The sequence below is a fragment of the Sphingomonas bacterium genome (assembly GCF_028289855.1).
In the GTDB taxonomy this organism is placed as follows: domain Bacteria; phylum Pseudomonadota; class Alphaproteobacteria; order Sphingomonadales; family Sphingomonadaceae; genus Sphingomonas.
In genome coordinates this window covers 1-19,249 of sequence record NZ_JAQGKZ010000051.1, presented here as the reverse complement: position 1 = coordinate 19,249, position 19,249 = coordinate 1, and the positions used below count along the sequence as shown (strand labels likewise).

The window sequence follows — 19,249 nt, the reverse complement described above, 5'->3', positions numbered from 1 at the left end:
GTCGACGAACAACCCGGCAGCGAACGACAGGATCAGATAGCCATGCGCGACGCGGCCGGGGAAGAACGGATTGGCCGCGGCCGCTTCCTCGTCCATGTGCGCGTAGAAGGTGTCGCCGGTGAAATGCGCGAAATGCTCGATATCGTCGAGCGTGATCGTCCGGGCGGCGGTACGCAGCGTATAGCCGATCGCGAGCTCGCCGAAGCGCAACCGGAACGGATGCGCGATCGAATCCTCCTGCGTCGCGCCTGGTATCCAGCGCCCGGTAATTGCGGCGATCGTGCGCGGATGCGCCTGCACGGCGCTGCGCTGCATATAGTGTTTGACGCCTCGGATGCCGCCCATTTCCTCGCCGCCGCCGGCACGACCGGGACCGCCATGGATGAGCATCGGCAAGGGTGAGCCATGGCCGGTGGATTCCTTCGCGCTGTCGCGGTCGATGATGACGATGCGCCCATGAAACGCGCCCGCGCCGAGCAGGAATCGCCGCGCCACCCGCGGATCGTAAGTGAACAAGGACAAGACCAGCGATCCCTTGCCGCGATTGGCGAGCGCGATCGCGTCGTCGAGATTGTCGTAGGGCATCAGTGTTGCGACGGGACCGAACGCCTCGACGTCATGAACCTTCTGCGCCTGCCAGGGATCGTCCATGCGGAACAGAAGCGGGGAGATGAACGCGCCCGCGTCCGGGTTGCCGCCCGTGACCTCGACATGGTCGATATCGCCGAAGACGACTTGCGCTTCGGTGGCGAGTTCGCGTGCCTTGTCGCGCACGTCTTGGAGCTGGGAGCGTCCTGCGAGCGCGCCCATGGTGACGCCTTCGACGGCCGGATCGCCGACGACGACCTTGCCGAGCCGGGCCTTGAGCGCTTCCGCGGCGGCGTCGAGCCACTGCCGCGGCACGAATGCGCGCCGGATCGCGGTGCATTTCTGCCCCGTCTTGACCGTCATCTCACGCGCGACCTCCTTGATGAAGAGGTCGAATTCGGGCGCATCGGGACCGGCATCGAGGCCTAGGACCGAGGCATTGAGCGAATCGCGTTCCGCCACGAACCGTACCGATTGGCGCGCGATTACGGGATGCGTTTGCAGCTTAATCGCCGTCGCCGCCGAGCCGGTGAAGGACACCACGTCCTGACAAGTCAAATGGTCGAACAGGTCGCCGACGCCGCCGACGATCAGCTGGATAGCGCCGTCCGGCAGCGCGCCGGATTCGATCAGGATGCGGAATGCGTGCTCGGCGACCTGCGATGTCGCGGTGCCTGGCTTCACGATCGCCGGAACGCCGGCGAGTAGCGTGGGCCCAAGCTTTTCGAGCATGCCCCAGACGGGGAAGTTGAACGCATTGATATGGACCGCCGCGCCTTGCAGCGAGGTGTAGACATGCTGGCCGATGAAGGTCCCTTCCTTGCCGATCGGCTCGAAATCGCCATCGGTCAGGATCACGTCGCCGGGCAGTTCCTTGCGCCCCTTGGCCGACATCGTGAACAATGTTCCCGCGCCGCCCTCGATGTCAATCCAGCTGTCGCCGCGCGTCGCACCGGTCTCTGCCGACAGCGCGTAGAGTTCCTCCTTGCGAGCGATGATCGTTTGCGCGAGCGCCTTGAGCATGCGCGCGCGATCGTGGAAGGTCATCGCGCGCAGCGCGGGCCCACCGACCTTGCGCGCGTGTGCTAGCATCGCCGCAAAATCGAGGCCCGCGCTGCCCGCTTGCGCGACCACCCCGCCGGTGAGCGCCGACCGCACGGGCACGCCTTCATCACTGCTGCCCACCCATCGGCCGGCCGAATAATTTTCCAGAATTGTCGTCATCAGGGGCGGTCCAGAACCTAACTACCGGTGAATTGAGGAGGGCGCTTGGCGATGAATGCGGCAACGCCTTCGCGATAATCGTTGCTGGCCCCCAACTCGCGCATCAGGTCGCGCTCGATCCGCAATTCGTCGTCGAGCGCATTCAGCGTCGCGTTCCGGATCGCGTGCCTGGTCGCGACGAGGCCGCGCGTGGGGCCAGTCGCGAAGCGGCGTAGCAGCGCATCTGCTTCGGCGGCGAGCGCATCATCGTCGACGCATTTCCAGATGAGGCCCCAGCTTTCGGCCTTCTCGGCCGATAACGGTTCGCCGGTCATAGCAAGACCCAGCGCGCGTGCCTGTCCGACAAGCCTTGGCAGCACCCACGTCCCTCCGGAATCGGGAATGAGCCCGATATTCGCGAATGACTGGATGAACCGAGCGCTTCGGGCGGCGATGACGATGTCGCAGGCCAGCGCGATATTGGCGCCGGCCCCCGCGGCCACGCCGTTGACTGCGCAGATCACCGGTTTGTCCATCGTTGCGAGCCGGCTGACCAGCGGCGCGTAATAGGTTTCGACCGAATGGCCGAGATCAACCGGTTCGGCGTCGGGCGTGACAGCACGGTCTGCAAGGTCCTGGCCAGCGCAGAATCCCCGGCCCGCTCCGGTGAGCAACAGAGCCCGAATGCTCGCGTCGCCCTCGACCTGGTCGAGCGCGGTCGCAACCTCTTCATGCATCTCGACGGTGAAGCTGTTCAGCCGCTCAGGCCGGTTGAGGGTTAGCCGCGCGGCGCCATCTCCGATCTCGAGCAGGATCGTGGCATAGCCCATCCCGACTCCTCTCCTTCGGTTTATAGACTGCCCGGTCGGACAATTATTGGCAAGCGCCTTTTTTGTGCTGCGGGCAACATCGGACAATAGATTGACCGTCCGGTCGTTCATATATTGCGGGCATTACCGATCTATTATAAGACCGGACGGTCGGATAATAAAATAGCCGCAAGGGAGGATCGATATGAAAGCCGTTCTTAGCAGCGGAGCCTTGGGCATTGCGCTCATCGCTACCCCGGCGTTTGCTCAAAGCGCTGCGCCTGCGAATCCGGATGATAAAAACGACATCATCGTGACCGCGAATCGGCGCGAGGAATCGCTCCAGAAGATCCCGGCGGCGATCACCGCGATCACCGGTGAGACACTGGCGCGCGACAACATCACTAGCCTCGAAGGCGTGGCGGACAAGACCCCGGGTCTGACCTTCGCGGCCTTCGCCGAGGGCCAGCCGGAAATCGCGATCCGCGGCGTCGGTACCAAGGAGGATGGACCCGCCGCCAGCGATTCGACGGTGGTGTCAATCGACGGCGTATACATCGCGGCGCGCTCGTCCCAGGTGTTCGACCTGTTCGATCTCGAGCGCGTCGAAGTGCTGCGCGGGCCACAGGGCACGCTGTACGGCAAGAATTCGATCGGTGGTTCGATCAACTTCGTCACGCTCAAGCCGACAAAAGATTTCCGCATGAAGCTGCAGCTGAAGGCCGGCAATTACGGCCGCATGGACGCGGCCGGCTTGATCAGCGGCCCGATCGCCGACAATCTGTATGCGAAAATCGCGGTCAGCTACCGGTCGAGCGACGGCTACCTGCGCAACGTCCTCGTCGGGAGCCCCTTTTATGGTCAGCGCTGGGGCGAGACCGAATCGGTGAGCGTCCGCGGTGCGCTTCGCTGGGTGCCGACCGACCGGTTCGAGGCGATGCTCAGCGTCGAAGCGGTGCGTGACAATAACGGCGCGACCAATCGCGAGCCGGTAGGCAGCCAGGGGCCGCTGCACAATTGCGGCTGCGCGTCCGATCCCGTCGCGGTGAACATCGCGCTGGGCGGCGGAGGAAGCCCGTACACCACGCTGGCCTCGGTCGAAGGCTATACCAGACGCAACATCTTCGGCGCCAATTTGCAGCTGAACTACGATTTCGGGTTCGCGACGCTAAACTCGATCAGCAGCTATCGCGAGACTCACTACGGGTATCTCGAAGATTCTTCGGGACTGCCCGCTTCGTCGGCGTTCACCGATCTGACCGGCGCGTCGGGCAATCCGAACAACACACTGCTCGGACCGGCGACGAACGGGTTCACCTTCAAGATCACCGACGCGGTGCACGAGCAGCCGAAGCAATATACACAAGAAGTGCGGCTGACCTCGCCGTCGGGCGGCAAGGTCGAATGGATCGTAGGCGCGTTCATCAGCAAGGAAGAAAATAGCCGCAACGAGGGGTTCAATTTCCCCGCGCTCGGCCGCACCGACCGGCTGCCGAGCATCTCCAATTCATATCAGACCAACGACAGCCTGTCCTATGCCGGCTATGCGCAGGCGACCTGGCGCGTGGCGCCGGGGTTGAGCCTGACCGGGGGCGGCCGCTATTCCTACGAGCGCAAGAAGATCTCCTCCCAAGCCGTGATCAATTCGGGCCTTCCGCTCTTGCTGCAGGCCTATCCGCTGTCTTTCGCCCAGGACAGCTGGCGGAATTTCAGCTGGAAGGTGATCGCGGACTACGAAATCCGGCGCGACCTGCTCGTCTATGCGAGCGTATCGACCGGCTTCAAGAGCGGTGGCTTTACGGGCACGGCTTCGACGGCGGCGGTGGCCACCAAACCGTTCGATCCGGAAAAGGCGACCAACTACGAAATCGGGGCCAAGGCGCAGTTCTTCGATCGGCGCCTTCGATTCAACCTCGCGGCATTTTATACCGACTATCGCGACCTCCAGGTCACCCGCTTCTTCCAGCCTGCGGGAACGACCTTCGGGCAGTTCATCACCGAGAATGCCGGCAAGGCCCGGATCAAGGGTGTCGAGGTGGAGGCCTCGGCGACACCGGTTCGCGGCCTCGAATTCGGCGGCACGTTCGCCTATCTCGACGCGCGGTACGTCGAGTTCACCGGCACGCCCTCGACGATCGTGACGGGCAATTTCAACGGCAACCGGCTGCGCCAGGCGCCCGAATTCACGGCCAGCGCCTATGGCGGTTACACGTATGAGTTCGCCGACCAGTCGAGCCTCGGCATCCGTGGCACATACAAGTATCAGAGCCTCAGCTACTATGATGCCGACAACAACCCGATCACCGTCATTCCCGGCTATGACCTGGTCGACGGTTCGATCACCTTCACGTCGAGCGACAAGCATCTCGAGCTGAGCCTGTGGGTCAAGAACCTGACCCAGACCGAATATCGAACGCATGTCTTTTCGCAGCGGGATAGCCGCGTCGCGTTCGCGCTCTACGGCGAGCCGCGCACCTACGGCCTGACGGCGACCTTCAAATTTTGAAGACGATGCGGCGGACGAGGTCGCTTGTAGGCCTCGTCCGCCGCATCGTTCCACCGACATCAAATAAGTGGAATTGTCGTGAGCGACACCGAAGCCAGAGCGATTGCCGATTTTCTGCGAACCCGCGAAACCATGGGCGACGAATGGGGGATCGAAATCGAGGACGTCCGCGAAGGCTATGCCCGCATCGCCGTCACCGTGAGTAAAGATATGCTCAACGGTTACGGGACCGCGCATGGTGGTGCGCTGTTCACGCTTGCCGATACGGCGTTCGCCTACGCCTGCAACTCGCACGGCGCGCAAACCGTCGCGCATGCTGCGTCGATCAGCTTCCTGAGTCCGGCCGGGCCGGGGGATCGCCTGGTTGCGGAAGCGCAGGAAGTCATGATGGCGGGGCGTAGCGGCGCTTGCGCGGTTACCGTCCGCAGTACCGACGGCCGCGACATCGCGTCGTTCCACGGCCTGTCGCGCACCGTGTCCGCCACGATTCCGACATCGGCAGAATGACGTGCGTAGCCGTGTCGCGCGCCACGCCAATCCGGCATCCCGAAAAATTGATTGACCGATCGGTCGATTAATTATAGATGCCGGATGTTGGAGATGCACCGATGTACACGACCGAGTTGGACAAGGCCGCGGCGACCGCCATTGCGCCGATCGAGGCGGAGGATCCCACGATGCTGGCCGCGTTCGAGGCGCGTGTCGCGGCGGACGAGTTCATCGAGCCCAAGGACTGGATGCCCGATGCCTATCGCCGCACGCTCACGCGCCAGATTTCGCAGCATGCGCATAGCGAGATCGTTGGGATGCTGCCTGAGGGGAACTGGTTGACGCGCGCGCCGAGCCTCAAGCGCAAGACCATCCTGCTCGCCAAGATCCAGGACGAAGCCGGGCACGGCCTCTATCTGTATTGCGCGGCCGAAACGCTGGGCACGAGCCGACAGCAGATGATCGAGGCGTTGCACGCGGGCAAAGCGAAATATTCGACGATCTTCAATTATCCGACGCTCAGTTGGGCGGATATCGGCGCGATCGGGTGGCTGGTGGATGGCGCCGCTATCATGAACCAGGTGCCCCTCCAGCGCACCTCCTACGGCCCCTATGCCCGGGCGATGGTGCGCATCTGCAAGGAGGAAAGCTTTCATCAGCGCCAGGGCTTCGACTTGATGCTGGCGCTAGTGAACGGCACCGCCGCACAAAAAGCGATGGCGCAGGATGCGCTCGGTCGCTGGTGGTGGCCGACGCTCATGATGTTCGGCCCGCCCGACGACAATTCGCCCAATACCGCCCAGTCGATCCGCTGGCGGATCAAGCGCGACACGAACGACGAGCTGCGTCAGAAATTCGTCGATGCGACGGTCCCGCAGGCGGAGTTGCTGGGACTGACTATTCCTGATCCGGAATTGCGCTGGAACGAAGTGCGCGGGGCGTACGATTTCGGCGCGATCCAGTGGGACGAATTCTACGCCGCGGTTCAGGGCCAAGGCCCGGTGGCGAAAGACCGTCTGAAGGCACGCCGGGCCGCTTGGGATGCCGGAGCCTGGGTCCGCGCGGCGGCGGACGCGCATCAGGCGAAGCACGCGCGCGCCGCGGCGGCATAGGCGGGACGGGAGTTTGTCGATGAGTGGGGATTGGCCTCTTTGGGAGGTGTTCGTGCGGGCGCGCGGCGGCCTTGAACATCGCCACGTCGGTTCGGTGCACGCACCCGACAGCGAACTCGCCATCCGGCACGCGCGCGACACTTATACGCGCCGTACGGAAGGCGTGAGCCTCTGGGTCATACGGTCGAGTGAGATCACGGCGTCCGACCCGGACCAGTCGGCAGCCCTGTTCGAGCCGGCGCAGGACAAGGTCTATCGGCACCCGACCTTTTACGACCTTCCCGATGCCGTGAAGCACATGTGAGGCAGGCATGAACGAACCCCTCTTTCATGCGCTGCTCGAACTTGCAGACGATTCGCTGATCCTTGGCCAGCGGCTGTGCGAATGGAGTGGGCACGCGCCGACCGTCGAAGTCGATCTCAGCCTGTCCAACCTCGCACTCGACTTGATCGGACAGGCCACTCTCTTTCTCGCTTATGCCGGCGAGGTCGAGGGCAAGGGACGCGACGCCGACCGTCTCGCTTTCCATCGCGATGCCGACCAGTTCCACAATTGCCTGTTGGTCGAGCAGCCCAATGGCGATTTCGGCCAGACCATGGCCCGGCAGTTTCTCTTTTCGACCTATCAACTGACGCTGTTCGACAAGCTCCAGCATTCGACCGACAGGCAGATCGCCGCGATCAGCGCCAAGGCCGTCAAGGAAGTCACCTATCACGCCGACCTCGCGGCGGAATGGATCATCCGGCTGGGTGACGGCACCGACGAGAGCAAGGCCCGCATGGTCGAGGGCTTCGACTGGTTCTGGCGCTTCGTCGATGACATGTTCGCGGCGGGCGAAGGGCAGGCGGACCTCATCGCCGCGTGTGTGCTCGTCGATCGCGCGTCGCTGCGAGCAGGCTTCGACAGCCGCGTCGCCGATGTACTTGCCCTCGCCGAATTACACGCGACGCCCGCGCGGCTGTGGCCGACCATTGGCGGGCGCGAGGGACGCCACACCGAGCATCTCTCCGCCTTGCTGGCGCTGATGCAGGTCCTGCCTCGCGCTCATCCCGAAGCGATCTGGTGACGATCGCCGACATTGCGGGATCGGCCGATCTGGCGGCGCGGCTCGCCGCGTTGCTGGCGACGGTGCCCGATCCCGAAATCCCCGTGGTTTCGGTCGTCGATCTCGGAATCGTCCGGTCGATCGAAACCGCCGGCGCGCCGAGGGTAACGATCACGCCGACCTATACGGGCTGCCCGGCCACGCTCGCGATCGAGGCGTCGATCCGGGCGTGCCTCGACGACGCCGGGCTCGGCGCGGTCGAAATCCGCACCGAACTCTATCCGCCGTGGACGACCGACATGATCAGCGACGCTGGGCGGGAGAAGCTGAGTGCCTACGGTATCGCGCCGCCGCCCAAAGACGCCGCTTCCCGCACACTTAGGGCGTTTGAAGTCGTGCTCTGCCCGCGATGCAATTCGGCGAACACGCTCGAGATCAGCCGCTTCGGTTCGACCCCCTGCAAGGCGCTCTGGCAGTGCGGCGACTGCGCGGAGCCGTTCGACAAGTTCAAGTGTCACTAGGAGCGCATATGTCCACCGGGTTCCATGCGCTTGAAGTCACCGAGGTGCGGCGGGAAACCGATGACGCGGTCTCGCTTCGCCTAGCCGTGCCGGCCTCGCTCCGGGACGCGTTTCGCCATTCGCCAGGGCAGCATTTGACGCTGCGCACCGAACTCGATGGCGAAGAGGCGCGCAGGAGTTATTCGATCTGCACCGCCCCGCACGAAGACGAACTGCGTGTCGCCATCAAGCGGATTGAGGGCGGTGCGTTCTCGGCTTGGGCAAACGATGCGGTTGCGGTCGGCGATCAGCTCGATGTGATGCCGCCACACGGCAGTTTCACTTGGACCTTCGATCCATCGCGCGCCGCTACCTATGCCGGCTTTGCGGCCGGATCCGGCATCACGCCCATCCTGTCGATCATGAAGGCCGCGCTAGTGATCGAAACGCGCAGCCGGTTCGTGCTGTTCTACGGCAATCGGACGTCCTCGAGCATCATGTTCCTCGACGAGATCGCGGCGCTCAAGAACAGATTTCTCGACCGCCTACAGGTGTTGCATTTCCTGACCGAGGAGGAAGACGACATTGCCTTGTTCAACGGTCGCTTGGACGCCGGCAAGTTGGGCGAGATTTTCGGGCGGCTAGTCGATCCTTCGGATCTCGATGCTGCCTTCATCTGCGGCCCGGGCGCCATGATCGACGCGATCGAGGCGGCACTGATCGCTGCGCAGCTCCCGGCCGCAGCGATCCTCTCGGAACGATTTGCCGTCGGTGCGATCAGCGACGCCGACCGGGTGGCAGTACAGGAGCGCGCGCGCGAAGCTGCGGGCCGGCAGGTCAAGCTGACGATCGATGGCCGCCGCCGGACGCTGACCTTCGATGCCGAAAAAGGGTCAATCCTTGAAAATGCACGCGCGGTCGGCCTGGCGGCGCCCTTCGCTTGCAAGGCAGGCGTGTGTGCGACCTGCCGGGCGAAGGTCGTTGCCGGCGAGGTGGCCATGCACCGGAATTTCGGACTCTCGCAGGACGAGGTGGCGCGAGGATACGTCCTGACCTGCCAGGCGGTGCCGTTGTCGGACAATGTCGAGTTGAACTTCGACGCCTAGGCCGAGGCGATCAATCTACCCGACGGCAAGCTCGAACGCCATGTCGGCGATGCTGTCGGGATCGAGCGGCCCGGTCGGATCGTACCAGTTGCCGGTCCAGTTGATCATCCCGAATAACAGCATCGTCTTCGCGCGCGCTCTTTCTTTCTGGCCGGCCAGCGTTGGATCAAGTTCGACGAGCAAGCCCTGCACCGCGTCGATGATCCGGCGCTGCTTCGCGACAACGGACTTGCGCTTGTCCTCGGGCAGGTGGGGTAAGTCGTTGAGCAACACCTTTTGCCGGGAAGCAGCGCCGACATAGTGATTCATGAAGAGGCGGAGCAGCGTCTTGAGCCGTTTCTTCGGTCCGCCCCCGATCGCCATCGCCTTTTCAACATCGTCGCCCAGCCGGTCGATGTGCGAAAGCATCACTGCGTAGAGAACGTCCTCCTTGGACGGATAATAGTGATAGAGGAGCGACTTGGAGGTCCGGCATGCCTTGGCCAGCTCCAGCACTGACGCTCCGAGAAAGCCGTGCTCAGCGAATAGTTGCGCCGCCTTCTCGACGATCGCCTCCCGCCTGTCCTCGTAATCCGCTGCTTGCGTCCGCGCCATTTCGGATCATCGCTCCCGTTCTTCAAAGGGACTAGCAGGAGCGCGTGCAGCGTCAACCGACCGCCTCGCACGGCCGTGCCTCGCGCTCGTGCGTTTGCGCTTTTCGGTCACGGCACGTCGCGGCCGCGCCGGTCCGCGGACGGCGAGAATAGGCTCGGCAAAGTTTGGCAACCACTTGTTCGCGTGCATTCAATGACAGTATGTCATTATGACTGATATGAAATATTACTGCAGCGTGCAGGGGCGTATGACGGATACAGAAGAAAACTTCAGGACGAGGAACGCGCGCGTCAAGCGCTCGAAGACTCGCGCAAGAATCCTCGCTGCGGCGCTGATATTGTTCGAGGAACGCGGCATCGACGCCACGACGATCGACGACGTCCGCCATGCCGCGCATCTCTCGCGCGGGTCGATCTACAATTACTTCCCGACCTTCAACGCGATGCTGCGAGCGATGGCGCAGCAGATGATCGTCCAGCTCAACAGGGAGCAGTCGGCGAGCTTCGACGCGCTGCCGAACCCGATCGAACGGATCTGCTTCAACGTGCGCTATTCGATCCGGCGGATTTCGTCCGACCGCGTCGGTGCGGGCATCCTGCTGCGTGTCCTGCCGCTGATCGGTCCGCCCACCGCCGAGATGCAGGAGCACGCACTGGGCAACATCACGCGCGCCGCGGACGATGGGTTCGTGCATGTCCCGTCGCTCCAGATCGCGCTCGAGATAGGTTATGGTCTCGTCACCGCGCTGGTGCAGCGCGGGATGACGAGCGGCATTACGCCACAGGAAGTCGATGCCGGCGCGCAGATGCTGCTGCGCTCGTTCGGAGTCGCCGATGACGAAGCCCGGCGGATCGCCAATCTGACGCTTCCCGCGCTGCCGGACACGCAGTTGCGCCAAGTCTTGATGGGCGATTTCAGCGCTGACGAGATGACGGCAATGCCCGCCCGGGCCGCAGCGACGACAGGCCGGCGAGCATCAGCCCGCCGATAAGCGAGACATGCTCGATCGCGATCCGCATTTCTTCCATCCGCTGCGGCTCGCCGAACCGCCAGAAAGCGTGGCCGAAAGGGATCGTCAAAGCGGTGAACGCGGCGAGAGCGAAAGACGCGGCCCAGCCGAGTCTCTTGATGTCGAAAATCAGGACGAGCGGGCCGATTATGGTCAGTGCTATGGTCGCCGCCGCGCTGAACCCCGGCAAGGGCACGCCCATCTGACGCAGGCCCGTGGCGAAACTGGCTGGCGAGAGCAGCGCGGGGATTCCGGTCGAGAGAAAAATCACCGAGAGAAGGAAACGGCAGGCGAGGTCGGATCCGCCTGCCGTCCGACGCCCGTCGCCAGCCATCATCTGGCCGCTCTGAGCGCCGCCCACTTCATGGTCACTTCGGGTCACGCAGGAAACGGACGATGATGTCCATCGCTTCCCTGGACGACCAGGGCAGCCCCGCCGCCGGGTTGCCGGCGAACGCGAGATCGCCGTGGTTAGCGCCATCGAGGACGTAGCGCGTGCTCGCGACGCCGGCGGCGCGCAGCGCGTTGTGCAGCCGCAGCGTCTGGCTGGGCGAGATTATGTGATCGTTGTTGCCGTGGAAGATCAGGAACGGGGGATCCGATCTGTCGATATAGGTGAGGGGGTTGGACGCCGCGGGGAAGGGCGTTCCGCCGTCCGCCATATAGCGCGCGATCGGCGATCCCGGCGCGACGAAGCCGGCCATTTCCGGATTGAAGTCCTCCGCGACATTTGCCGTATCCGACGTGCCGAACTTGTCGATCACTGCTTGGACCGAACTGCTCTGGCCCAGATTGTCGCCGCTTTCGAACGCCTTCACGCCGTTGGTCACGCCGACCATCGCCGCGAGATAGCCACCGGCCGATTCTCCCCAGACGGCCACTCGGGCGGGGTCGATGCCGTATTCCGCGGCATGCGCGCGGAGGTAACGGATCGCCGATTTTACGTCCGAGACGCCCTCGCGGTAGGTCGCGCCGTCCATCGCGGTACGATACTGGACGCTTGCCACGACGAACTTGTTCTCGGCGACGAAGGTGCGCAGGTTCAGGCCGCCTTCCTTCGGGGCGATCACGAAGCCGCCGCCGGGGATGTAAACGACCAGCGGATATTTGCCTGGCGCGGTCGGCGCCACGATGTCGAGCGCGAGATCGCGCGACTGGCCGCCGGGACCGGGAACGCGCGCGAACACGACGCTCGACACGGTCTTAAGCGCGGTGCGGCCACACATGATCTGATCCGCCGGATTGGGCTTGATGACGATGCTGGTGCTCGTGTCGCTCGGCTTGACGCTGGTCGCCATCGGGATGGGCGGCATGTTCCCGCCCCCCATTCCGGGTGGGAGCGGCGAGGCCGGGCACGGGGTGCCCGCAGCCTTGCTTGCGGCCGGCGCGTCGCTGGCGACCACGGCCGTTCCCGTTCCGAGCACGGCCAGGGTACCTGCCACGACCAAACCCTTTCTCAGTCGGTTCATAAACATCTCCAGTCAATCGAGAGCGGTCGGCCGTCAGAACTCGGTGCTGAACGTGATCCCGTACGTTCGCGGCGCGTCGTACTGGACGATCGCGGACGTATCGGACTGGCCGAGCGCGGTTGCGACCGGCCGGTTGGTCAGGTTCTTACCCCAGACCCGGACGCCGAACCGTTTGTCGGCGCTCTTCCAGCCGATCGACGCGTCGAGCAGCGCATAGGCAGGCTGTTTGAGGACATTGTCGGGCTGCCCGAAAAATCCGCTATTGTAATAGCCGCCGAGGTCGAACGACCAGATGCCGCTGCTGGTCTCGCGCACGTAATGCACGTTGAGGTTGAGCGTCGCGTCGGGCGTGATCGGCAGGCGGTTTCCCCTGGCCGACACGGTCGATCGGATCGACCCGCCCAACGGATTGGGCGTGTAGCGGTCGGCATTAGGGAAGCTCGTGAAGCGGTCGTGGAGGATGCTGACGCCGCCATCGATTGTCAGCCCGCGCGCCGGCCGCAGCTGGAGATCGAGGTCGAGGCCGTAAATCTCGGCGCCGGCACCGTTGTAGATGAAGATGTTGTTCTGCTCGAACCGGCTCACCTGGATATTGCGGTATTTGTAATAGAACCCGGCGGCGTTCACGCGTAGCACGCGATTGGCTAGGTCCGACTTGATCCCGATTTCATACGCGTCGAGCTGTTCCTGCTTGAAGGCCGGTGCCGCGGCGTTGCGGGCATTGTATCCCCCGCTTTTGAAGCCGCGATTGTACGAGGCGTAGACCAAGTTGTTGTCGTCGATTTTGTGGTCGATCGACACCCGCCAGGTCGGCGCCGAGAAGGTTTCGCTTTGCGAGACGTTGGGCCCGAACGGGTTGATGACGATGCCGTTGATCAGCGTCGCCGCGGTGGTCGAGAAGATCGTCCGACGTTCGGTGCTGTAGCGGAAACCGCCGGTCAGCTTGGTCCGGTCGCCGAGCGGGACGGTCGCCTGTGCATAGCCCGCCCAGGCGCGCGTCGTGAGCTTGCTGTACCCCGAAATTCCGGTGATCGGCGGCGCGGGCGGCGGCGGAATCGCCGGGCCGCCGAGCCGCAGGATGTTCGGGTCGAGTTCGGCATTGGCGCTGAAATAATAGGCGCCGACGACCCACTGGATCTTCGATCTGGCGTCAGACTGCAATTTGAGTTCCTGGCTGAACTGTCGGTCCTTGAGCACCGAATTGGTCAGCGTCTGGGCCGGGGTCGGCGTCAGGTCGGTATCGAACCCGATCGCATATTGCGATTTGCGAAAAGCGGTGATCGATTGCAGCTGCACGCCGCTGAGATCCTGCTGAATATCGAGGCTCGCCCCACCGCCGGTGAGGCGCTGGAAAGGATCGAAGTCCGAGTTAATGTCCCAAGTGCCGATATTATAGGCCGGACCGAAGGCCGGCTTGATCCCCGGCACCTGTTTCGAACTGATCGACGCGTTGCCGATGCGTCGCTCATAGTCGCCGGAAAGCTTGATCGTGGTCGCGGCGCTCGGCGTGAAGACCAGTTTCGACCGCAGCGCGAGGTCGAACTTGGTGCGATAGACGTCGTTGCCGGTTGCGACGTTAGTACCATAGCCATTGCCCTGCGCCGACACCTGCGCCGCGACGTCCATGGCAAGGTTGGGCGCCAGCCCGCCGGCGATATAGGCGCCGCCGGTAATGGTGTCGTAATTGCCGTAGCCTGCGGAAAATCTCGTGGTGAAATCCTGCGTGGGATCGCGCGTGATAATCTGGATGAGGCCACCCGTCGCGTTGCGGCCGAACAGCGTCCCTTGCGGACCCTTGAGCACCTCGACCCGTTCGACATTGTTGAGCGAGAGCAGCGAGCCGGGCTGCGACGCCATGTAGACGCCGTCGATATAGACCGCGACCGAATTTTCGAGCCCGGCGCCGCCCGCCGACGTGCCGATGCCGCGGATATGCGGCGACACGAAACCGGTCGAGGCTTGGATGTAGAGCCCCGGGGTGACGGTGTTGAGCTTGGTCACGTCGGTCACGCCTGACGCCGCGAGCTGGTCGGATGTTAGCGCCGTGATCGCGATCGGCACGTCCTGAAGGCGTTCGGCGCGGCGTTGCGCCGTGACGATGATGTCGGGCGCGCCGTCGGGGTTGGACTCATCTTGGGCCTTGGGAGCTTCGGCGGCGGTGGGCGCCGTTTGCGCTAGCGCCGCGCACGGCGCGAGACAGATGCCCGCCACCGATGCCGTCAACCAAGCCTTCCTCATCGTTCCTCTCCCTCTCGGCACGCCCATCTGCGCGGGCGTGATCATTAGGGTGGAGTATTGTCATAATGAACTATCGTCAATTTTGATAATCGTTGATTATTATTTGCTTTTTGCAAATGTTTTCAGGCGGCCTGGGAGTACGCGAGAGGGCTGCGCGGCATCGTACCGTTGGTTGCTGATCATCCTAAGCGTCGGCTTCACGCCTGTTCGAGCGACAGGGTATAGACGACCATGTCCTGCCGGAAGCGGACGTCCGGGGTCAGGCTGTCGGACACCACCAGATAGTCCTGGCCCTCGTCCCGAAAATAGCTCGCATCGGTCGCGCCGAAGGTCGGGAACTCCTCGACCAATTCGAAACGCCCATCGACCCATTTGAAGATTTGCGACTGGAGGTCAGTCTTGGGGGCCGCGGGCGTGCCCTCGATGAAGCAAACGCGTACGAGGAACAGTCCGTGGTCACTGTCGATCAGCTCGAACTCACGCCCGCCCGGCCCGCCGAGCGATTGGTGCGCGACGAACAGCTCGCCGTTCCAGCGATAGAGCGTCGAGTCCCCGGCGATCGCGGCGAAGGCCAGCCAATCGGCGCCCTCGTGCCGGAAATAACGGAAAGCGCGGCCGGTCGTTTCGGCGAAGGTCTGGTATGGGACGAAGCGCTCGCCGTCCCAGCGGTAGATCAGGCTCGGCGTGACATGGTCGGCATAAGCGAGGAACCGCTGGCCATCGATCTCGAAGTCGGTCCAGTTATAGCCCCAAGGTCCGCCGAGCACTTGGAATTCGCGCCACGCGCCGTCTGCGCGTTCGAAGATCGTAGAGCGGCCATGGCCGACGGGCTTGTAGTGCGGAATGGTGAGACCTTGGGCGAGCGCCAGGAACTCGCGGCCGTCGATCGTGAAATGATGCCATTGCTTGGCCCCGAAGCTCGGGACGGTCTCGGCCAGTTCCCAATCGCCGTCGGCTTCCCGATAGATCAGCGATTGGGTGTTCGTCTCATAGGGGCCGCTGCCCGTGCGCAGGTTGGCGAAGGCGAGAAACGATCCCTCGCCGTTCCGGAAAAACAGCGCGTCCTCGCCCCCGGGGCAGGGCAGGCGTCGGTGCTCGACGAACCGCCCGGCGTCCCACCGGTACAGGATCGCGTCGACGTCCGACGTGCCGCCGTTCATATGCGCCGGCTTGCCGGGGACCTCTTCGGCGAGTTGCGCCACCGCCAGATAGCGCGCGGAGTCGAGCGTGAAGAGGTGCGCGCAGCGCGCCCCCGATGTCGGAAGGCGCTGATGGACGTTGAGGAGCCGGGCCCCGGGCGCGAGAAAATCGCTGTCCTGCTGCATCGAATCCATTTCTTCGAGCGTGTCGGTCAAGGCAAGGTCACTCCGCAAGAGGCGGGCATTGGCGAGCCGTCCGAACGGGCGGAACGCCCATTGCCAGCCTCTCCCGACACCGCCTCATTTCGCCGCGCGCTGATCCGGCGGCGTTTCGGAGTGGGTTAGGCAAGCGGGCCGTTCGGGGCCAATTCAATCTGACGCACCAATTGATGGCGTGCCAAAATCAACTCGCGTCAATGCCGAAGCGAGCGAGGCGCACTGATACATGCGCACCATCAATCTTTTTCCGATGTCGAATTGGCATGAAAGCGGTTTGCACGCCAACATGCCGACGCTCCGCCCCGAGAGGGGATAGGGTAACGATAAGCGAGCCCCGACGCACGATCGGGCGAAATGAGGAGGGGTTGCACGATGCGCCATGACCAAGCGCGCGCCATCGGCCGTCGAGCGCAGGACCGGGGCGTCGCATGACGCCGGATCGCAACATTCTGGCGCGAGTCGTCGCACTTTCCTTCCTGATCGTGATGGTCGACGGCTACGACACGCTTATGGTGTCGTTCGTCGCGCCGCTCGTCGCGCACGACCTCCATCTCGGCCCCACTAGCATCGGACAGCTCTTCGCGGCGGGCTATTTCGGCGCGATCCTCGGCGCGGTTTCGATGGGACCGCTATCCGACCGACTCGGCCGCAAGCCGATGCTCGTCGGCGCGCTGCTCGTGGCGGCGTTGATGACCTTCGCCTGTTCGGGCGCAAGCACCTTCGGCCAACTCGCCGCGTTTCGCTTCCTCGCCGGGATCGGGCTGGGGGGGGCGCTGCCGGCGGTGATCTCGCTCACCGCCGAACATGCCGGGCCCCAGCGTCGCAGCGGCACCGTCACGCTGATGTATATCGGCTATCCGATGGGCGCGGTGGTCGGCGGGGCGCTGACCGCGGCGTTGCTGCACGCCGGATGGTCGGCGGTCTTCGTGGCAGCGGGGGTGGCGTGCCTGGTCGCCCTGGCAGCGGCGCTGGCGATTCCCGAATCCTATCGCCGCGGCTCGGTCGCCGCCTCTGCCACGCCGAAGGGCAATTTTATCGCTGCGCCGCTCGCGGAGGGCAGGCTCTGGCCAGCCATCTGCCTCTATTTGGGCCTCTTCTGTCTATTGCTGCTGACCTACGCTTTGGTCAGCTGGGCGCCGACAATCATCGTTGCTCGCGGCGGTACGCCACAAAGCGCGGCACTCGCGGGCGTCGCGCTCAATCTCGGCGGGATCAGCGGCGCACTGCTCAGCATCCCACTCATCAACCGCTTCGGGCCCTATCTGCCGATCGCAGTGATGATGCTCGCGGGAAGCCTTTTCGTCGCACTGATCGGCGCCCCGATGCCGTCGCAGGCGGCAGTTTTCGGTGTCCTATATATGGCCGGGCTGTGCGTGATGGGGGCGCAGATCAACTTCCCGGCGATGATGGTCGACCTGTTTCCCCCGCCGGTGCGCGGTGCGGGATCGGGCATTGGGATGAGCGTCGGCCGGCTGGGCTCGATCGCCGGGCCGTTGATCGGTGGCGCACTGGTCGCCGCCAGCCTCCCCGAAAGCCGTTTGTTCCTCCTCGCCGCGATCCCCGCGGTCGCGGCCGCGCTGGCGACCTTCGCCGCGGGCTGGATGCGCCGTACGCGCGCCAGAGAGGCGGTGTCTGCGTGAGCGACGTAGTGGTGAAGGCGGGCGCATAGGCCGCCCACTGCCCTAGGGCCGATACGTCAGCTCTGCCGCCTCTATCCCGGCAATCGCGCACAGCTCGTCATTGTCCGACGTGTCCCCCGTAACGCCCACAGCGCCCAACGGCGCGTCATTGGCATTCACGACGATTAGGCCGCCCGCCGCCGGTACGACCCCTGCGGGCGCGATCGCGTTCAGCGCGCCGACGAAGCTCGGGCGTTCCGCCGCGATGTCGCCGATCTTGCGGCTCGAAACCCCCAGCGCCAGCGCGCCGGCCGCCTTTCCCGTCGCGATCGCGTGCCGCAGCGTCGACGCGCCGTCCTGCCGCTCGAAAGCGATTAGGTGCCCGCCGGGATCGAGCACCGCGACGCTCAAAGGCTTGAGCGCGAGTGCCTGGCCTTTCGCGAACGCGCCGGCAATGATCGCTTTCGCTTGGTCGAGCGTTACCTGAGACATTGATGATTCTCCTGTCGATGGATGGGTTGAGAACGCGGATCGGCACGGCGGCCCGTGACGATCTGACCGTCCGCCACATGGACTGGCCACGGAATCAGTGACGACCCGTCGCACGGTCCGGCGACGCACAGACCGGTATCCGGCTCGAACAGCGCACCGTGCCACCCGCATATGACAAACCGACCGTCGTTGGTCAGGTAGCGATCGAGTTCGAGCGCCAGCAATGCGCCGAGATGGGGGCAGCGATCGACGAAGCCGCGGATGCCCGCAGGCATTCGCACGACGAAGCCGTGAAATCGGCCTGATCCGACCGCCACGACATAGTTCCTGGCGCCGCCCGGCGAAATGGCGTCGAGCGGCCCCAGGACAACCCCCGCTGGCGTTTGCTGAAGCCGCTCGATCGTCATCGCCTCGCGCCGCCACAATCGTCGCCCGACACTCGCCGAATCCGATCGGGAAATACCCATTGGGTTCCGCGGGTCCGGTAAAAATGACCTCGTCGCCATCCTCCAGAAAGCAACGTTCCTCGCCGGCCGGGAGCGTCGACGGCGGCCCGCGGTATGTGATCTCGGGCAGACCCCTGAAGCCCGAAGAATCTGGCCCAGAAATCTATCGCGTCGACTGCTCGTGTTGACGGGTCAGTGGTGTCTCGCATTCCATCGCTAAATCACGCTGCGGGTGCACCATCAATTACGACATTGATATCAGGGATAGATCAATTCCGCGACGCGCAGGCGAGAGCTGCGCCCGCTAATGAGGGAGGTTAGGGGCCACTTCGTCAACCTCGGCCAGTCGCCTGCGAACCCGCGGTACCAATGCGCACCAACGAGAGATCAGCCGCCAGAGACGGGTTCGGCGGTGACTGCCTCCACCGCCATACAGCTGCACGTAATTGGAATATAAGAGAAATCACCTGATTTCTGGCGCAAATTCGCGCCTTTTCAGTTTTCTACGGTACTGGAGAGAGTCCGGAATTACTCGCGGTATCCTCGACGGCGAATATCATCCAACCCTTCACGCCGTCATTCTCCTTAGGAAGGTCGGGCACCGGCACAGGCTTGGCCATGCTGCTCTCCAGCACCGGCTTGAAGCAGCTCATGATCGTTGCACG

General features: G+C 63.9%; 18 protein-coding genes. 9 read left to right on the top strand and 9 right to left on the bottom strand.

Going from position 1 to position 19,249, the window contains the following annotated elements:
• The coding region (gene paaZ, locus JWM94_RS04720) for a phenylacetic acid degradation bifunctional protein PaaZ (RefSeq protein ID WP_299422434.1) at positions 1–1,812 on the bottom strand (1,812 nt) is incomplete at its 3' end.
• A 17-nt stretch (positions 1,813–1,829) separates the two neighbouring features.
• Positions 1,830–2,621, bottom strand: coding sequence for a 2-(1,2-epoxy-1,2-dihydrophenyl)acetyl-CoA isomerase PaaG (gene paaG, locus JWM94_RS04715; protein WP_299422437.1), 792 nt, complete (start codon positions 2,619–2,621; stop codon positions 1,830–1,832).
• Between the two features lie 292 nt (positions 2,622–2,913).
• Here paaG and JWM94_RS04710 point away from each other — a divergent pair, with 292 nt between their 5' ends.
• The 7 genes from JWM94_RS04710 to paaE all read left to right on the top strand — a co-directional run bounded on the left by JWM94_RS04710 (position 2,914) and on the right by paaE (position 9,359).
• Complete coding sequence (locus JWM94_RS04710) at positions 2,914–5,106, top strand: TonB-dependent receptor (protein WP_299422433.1); 2,193 nt, start codon at positions 2,914–2,916, stop codon at positions 5,104–5,106.
• Between the two features lie 78 nt (positions 5,107–5,184).
• Complete coding sequence (paaI, locus tag JWM94_RS04705) at positions 5,185–5,613, top strand: hydroxyphenylacetyl-CoA thioesterase PaaI (protein WP_299422432.1); 429 nt, start codon at positions 5,185–5,187, stop codon at positions 5,611–5,613.
• A gap of 101 nt (positions 5,614–5,714) precedes the next feature.
• Complete coding sequence (paaA, locus tag JWM94_RS04700) at positions 5,715–6,707, top strand: 1,2-phenylacetyl-CoA epoxidase subunit PaaA (protein ID WP_299422430.1); 993 nt, start codon at positions 5,715–5,717, stop codon at positions 6,705–6,707.
• 19 nt (positions 6,708–6,726) lie between these two features.
• Positions 6,727–7,011, top strand: a complete 285-nt coding sequence (gene paaB / locus JWM94_RS04695) for a 1,2-phenylacetyl-CoA epoxidase subunit PaaB (RefSeq protein ID WP_299422428.1) — start codon at positions 6,727–6,729, stop codon at positions 7,009–7,011.
• Positions 7,012–7,018: 7 nt separating this feature from the next.
• The gene (gene paaC / locus JWM94_RS04690; protein WP_299422425.1) at positions 7,019–7,774 is read left to right on the top strand and encodes a 1,2-phenylacetyl-CoA epoxidase subunit PaaC; all 756 of its coding nucleotides are present in this window, start codon (positions 7,019–7,021) and stop codon (positions 7,772–7,774) included.
• Positions 7,771–8,274, top strand: coding sequence for a 1,2-phenylacetyl-CoA epoxidase subunit PaaD (gene paaD / locus JWM94_RS04685; RefSeq protein WP_299422423.1), 504 nt, complete (start codon positions 7,771–7,773; stop codon positions 8,272–8,274). The genes paaC and paaD overlap by 4 nt, the downstream gene beginning before the upstream one ends.
• Positions 8,275–8,282: 8 nt before the next feature.
• The gene (paaE, locus tag JWM94_RS04680) at positions 8,283–9,359 is read left to right on the top strand and encodes a 1,2-phenylacetyl-CoA epoxidase subunit PaaE (RefSeq protein WP_299422419.1); all 1,077 of its coding nucleotides are present in this window, start codon (positions 8,283–8,285) and stop codon (positions 9,357–9,359) included.
• A gap of 15 nt (positions 9,360–9,374) precedes the next feature.
• Here the strand turns inward: paaE and JWM94_RS04675 are convergent, their stop codons facing one another.
• Positions 9,375–9,953, bottom strand: a complete 579-nt coding sequence (locus JWM94_RS04675) for a TetR/AcrR family transcriptional regulator (RefSeq protein WP_299422416.1) — start codon at positions 9,951–9,953, stop codon at positions 9,375–9,377.
• Between the two features lie 247 nt (positions 9,954–10,200).
• Between JWM94_RS04675 and JWM94_RS04670 the strand changes: the two genes are divergently transcribed.
• Complete coding sequence (locus tag JWM94_RS04670; RefSeq protein WP_299422414.1) at positions 10,201–10,944, top strand: TetR/AcrR family transcriptional regulator; 744 nt, start codon at positions 10,201–10,203, stop codon at positions 10,942–10,944.
• Here the strand turns inward: JWM94_RS04670 and JWM94_RS04665 are convergent.
• From JWM94_RS04665 to JWM94_RS04650, 4 genes are all read right to left on the bottom strand, one after another.
• Entirely contained in the window at positions 10,868–11,299 is a 432-nt protein-coding gene (locus JWM94_RS04665; protein ID WP_299422410.1) for a DoxX family protein, read from the bottom strand. The two genes, JWM94_RS04670 and JWM94_RS04665, sit on opposite strands and share 77 nt — an antisense overlap.
• Before the next feature lie 31 nt (positions 11,300–11,330).
• Positions 11,331–12,275, bottom strand: a complete 945-nt coding sequence (locus tag JWM94_RS04660; RefSeq protein WP_299422408.1) for an alpha/beta hydrolase — start codon at positions 12,273–12,275, stop codon at positions 11,331–11,333.
• Between the two features lie 189 nt (positions 12,276–12,464).
• Entirely contained in the window at positions 12,465–14,669 is a 2,205-nt protein-coding gene (locus tag JWM94_RS04655) for a TonB-dependent receptor (protein WP_299422406.1), read from the bottom strand.
• Positions 14,670–14,866: 197 nt separating this feature from the next.
• Positions 14,867–16,024, bottom strand: a complete 1,158-nt coding sequence (locus tag JWM94_RS04650) for a hypothetical protein (protein ID WP_299422403.1) — start codon at positions 16,022–16,024, stop codon at positions 14,867–14,869.
• Between the two features lie 431 nt (positions 16,025–16,455).
• On the opposite strand from JWM94_RS04650, the gene JWM94_RS04645 reads away from it, so the two are divergent.
• Positions 16,456–17,667, top strand: a complete 1,212-nt coding sequence (locus tag JWM94_RS04645) for an MFS transporter (RefSeq protein ID WP_299422401.1) — start codon at positions 16,456–16,458, stop codon at positions 17,665–17,667.
• A 42-nt stretch (positions 17,668–17,709) separates the two neighbouring features.
• Here JWM94_RS04645 and JWM94_RS04640 read toward each other — a convergent pair whose 3' ends face one another.
• Both JWM94_RS04640 and JWM94_RS04635 read right to left on the bottom strand, forming a co-directional pair.
• Positions 17,710–18,138: a heme-binding protein gene (locus tag JWM94_RS04640; RefSeq protein ID WP_299422398.1), complete on the bottom strand. Its 429-nt coding sequence runs from the start codon at positions 18,136–18,138 to the stop codon at positions 17,710–17,712.
• Positions 18,126–18,545, bottom strand: coding sequence for a Rieske 2Fe-2S domain-containing protein (locus tag JWM94_RS04635; protein WP_299422396.1), 420 nt, complete (start codon positions 18,543–18,545; stop codon positions 18,126–18,128). The genes JWM94_RS04640 and JWM94_RS04635 overlap by 13 nt, the downstream gene beginning before the upstream one ends.
• Between the last annotated feature and the right edge of the window lie 704 nt (positions 18,546–19,249).

Excerpts from the sequence above, each read along its gene's own strand:
- paaG (WP_299422437.1), bottom strand. The coding sequence starts at position 2,621 with ATGGGCTATGCCACGATCCTGCTCGAGATCGGAGATGGCGCCGCGCGG.
- paaA (WP_299422430.1), top strand. The coding sequence starts at position 5,715 with ATGTACACGACCGAGTTGGACAAGGCCGCGGCGACCGCCATTGCGCCG.
- paaB (WP_299422428.1), top strand. The coding sequence starts at position 6,727 with ATGAGTGGGGATTGGCCTCTTTGGGAGGTGTTCGTGCGGGCGCGCGGC.
- paaC (WP_299422425.1), top strand. The coding sequence starts at position 7,019 with ATGAACGAACCCCTCTTTCATGCGCTGCTCGAACTTGCAGACGATTCG.
- paaE (WP_299422419.1), top strand. The coding sequence starts at position 8,283 with ATGTCCACCGGGTTCCATGCGCTTGAAGTCACCGAGGTGCGGCGGGAA.
- JWM94_RS04675 (WP_299422416.1), bottom strand. The coding sequence starts at position 9,953 with ATGGCGCGGACGCAAGCAGCGGATTACGAGGACAGGCGGGAGGCGATC.
- JWM94_RS04670 (WP_299422414.1), top strand. The coding sequence starts at position 10,201 with ATGACGGATACAGAAGAAAACTTCAGGACGAGGAACGCGCGCGTCAAG.
- JWM94_RS04665 (WP_299422410.1), bottom strand. The coding sequence starts at position 11,299 with ATGATGGCTGGCGACGGGCGTCGGACGGCAGGCGGATCCGACCTCGCC.
- JWM94_RS04660 (WP_299422408.1), bottom strand. The coding sequence starts at position 12,275 with ATGCCGCCCATCCCGATGGCGACCAGCGTCAAGCCGAGCGACACGAGC.
- JWM94_RS04655 (WP_299422406.1), bottom strand. The coding sequence starts at position 14,669 with ATGAGGAAGGCTTGGTTGACGGCATCGGTGGCGGGCATCTGTCTCGCG.
- JWM94_RS04645 (WP_299422401.1), top strand. The coding sequence starts at position 16,456 with ATGACGCCGGATCGCAACATTCTGGCGCGAGTCGTCGCACTTTCCTTC.
- JWM94_RS04640 (WP_299422398.1), bottom strand. The coding sequence starts at position 18,138 with ATGTCTCAGGTAACGCTCGACCAAGCGAAAGCGATCATTGCCGGCGCG.
- JWM94_RS04635 (WP_299422396.1), bottom strand. The coding sequence starts at position 18,545 with ATGACGATCGAGCGGCTTCAGCAAACGCCAGCGGGGGTTGTCCTGGGG.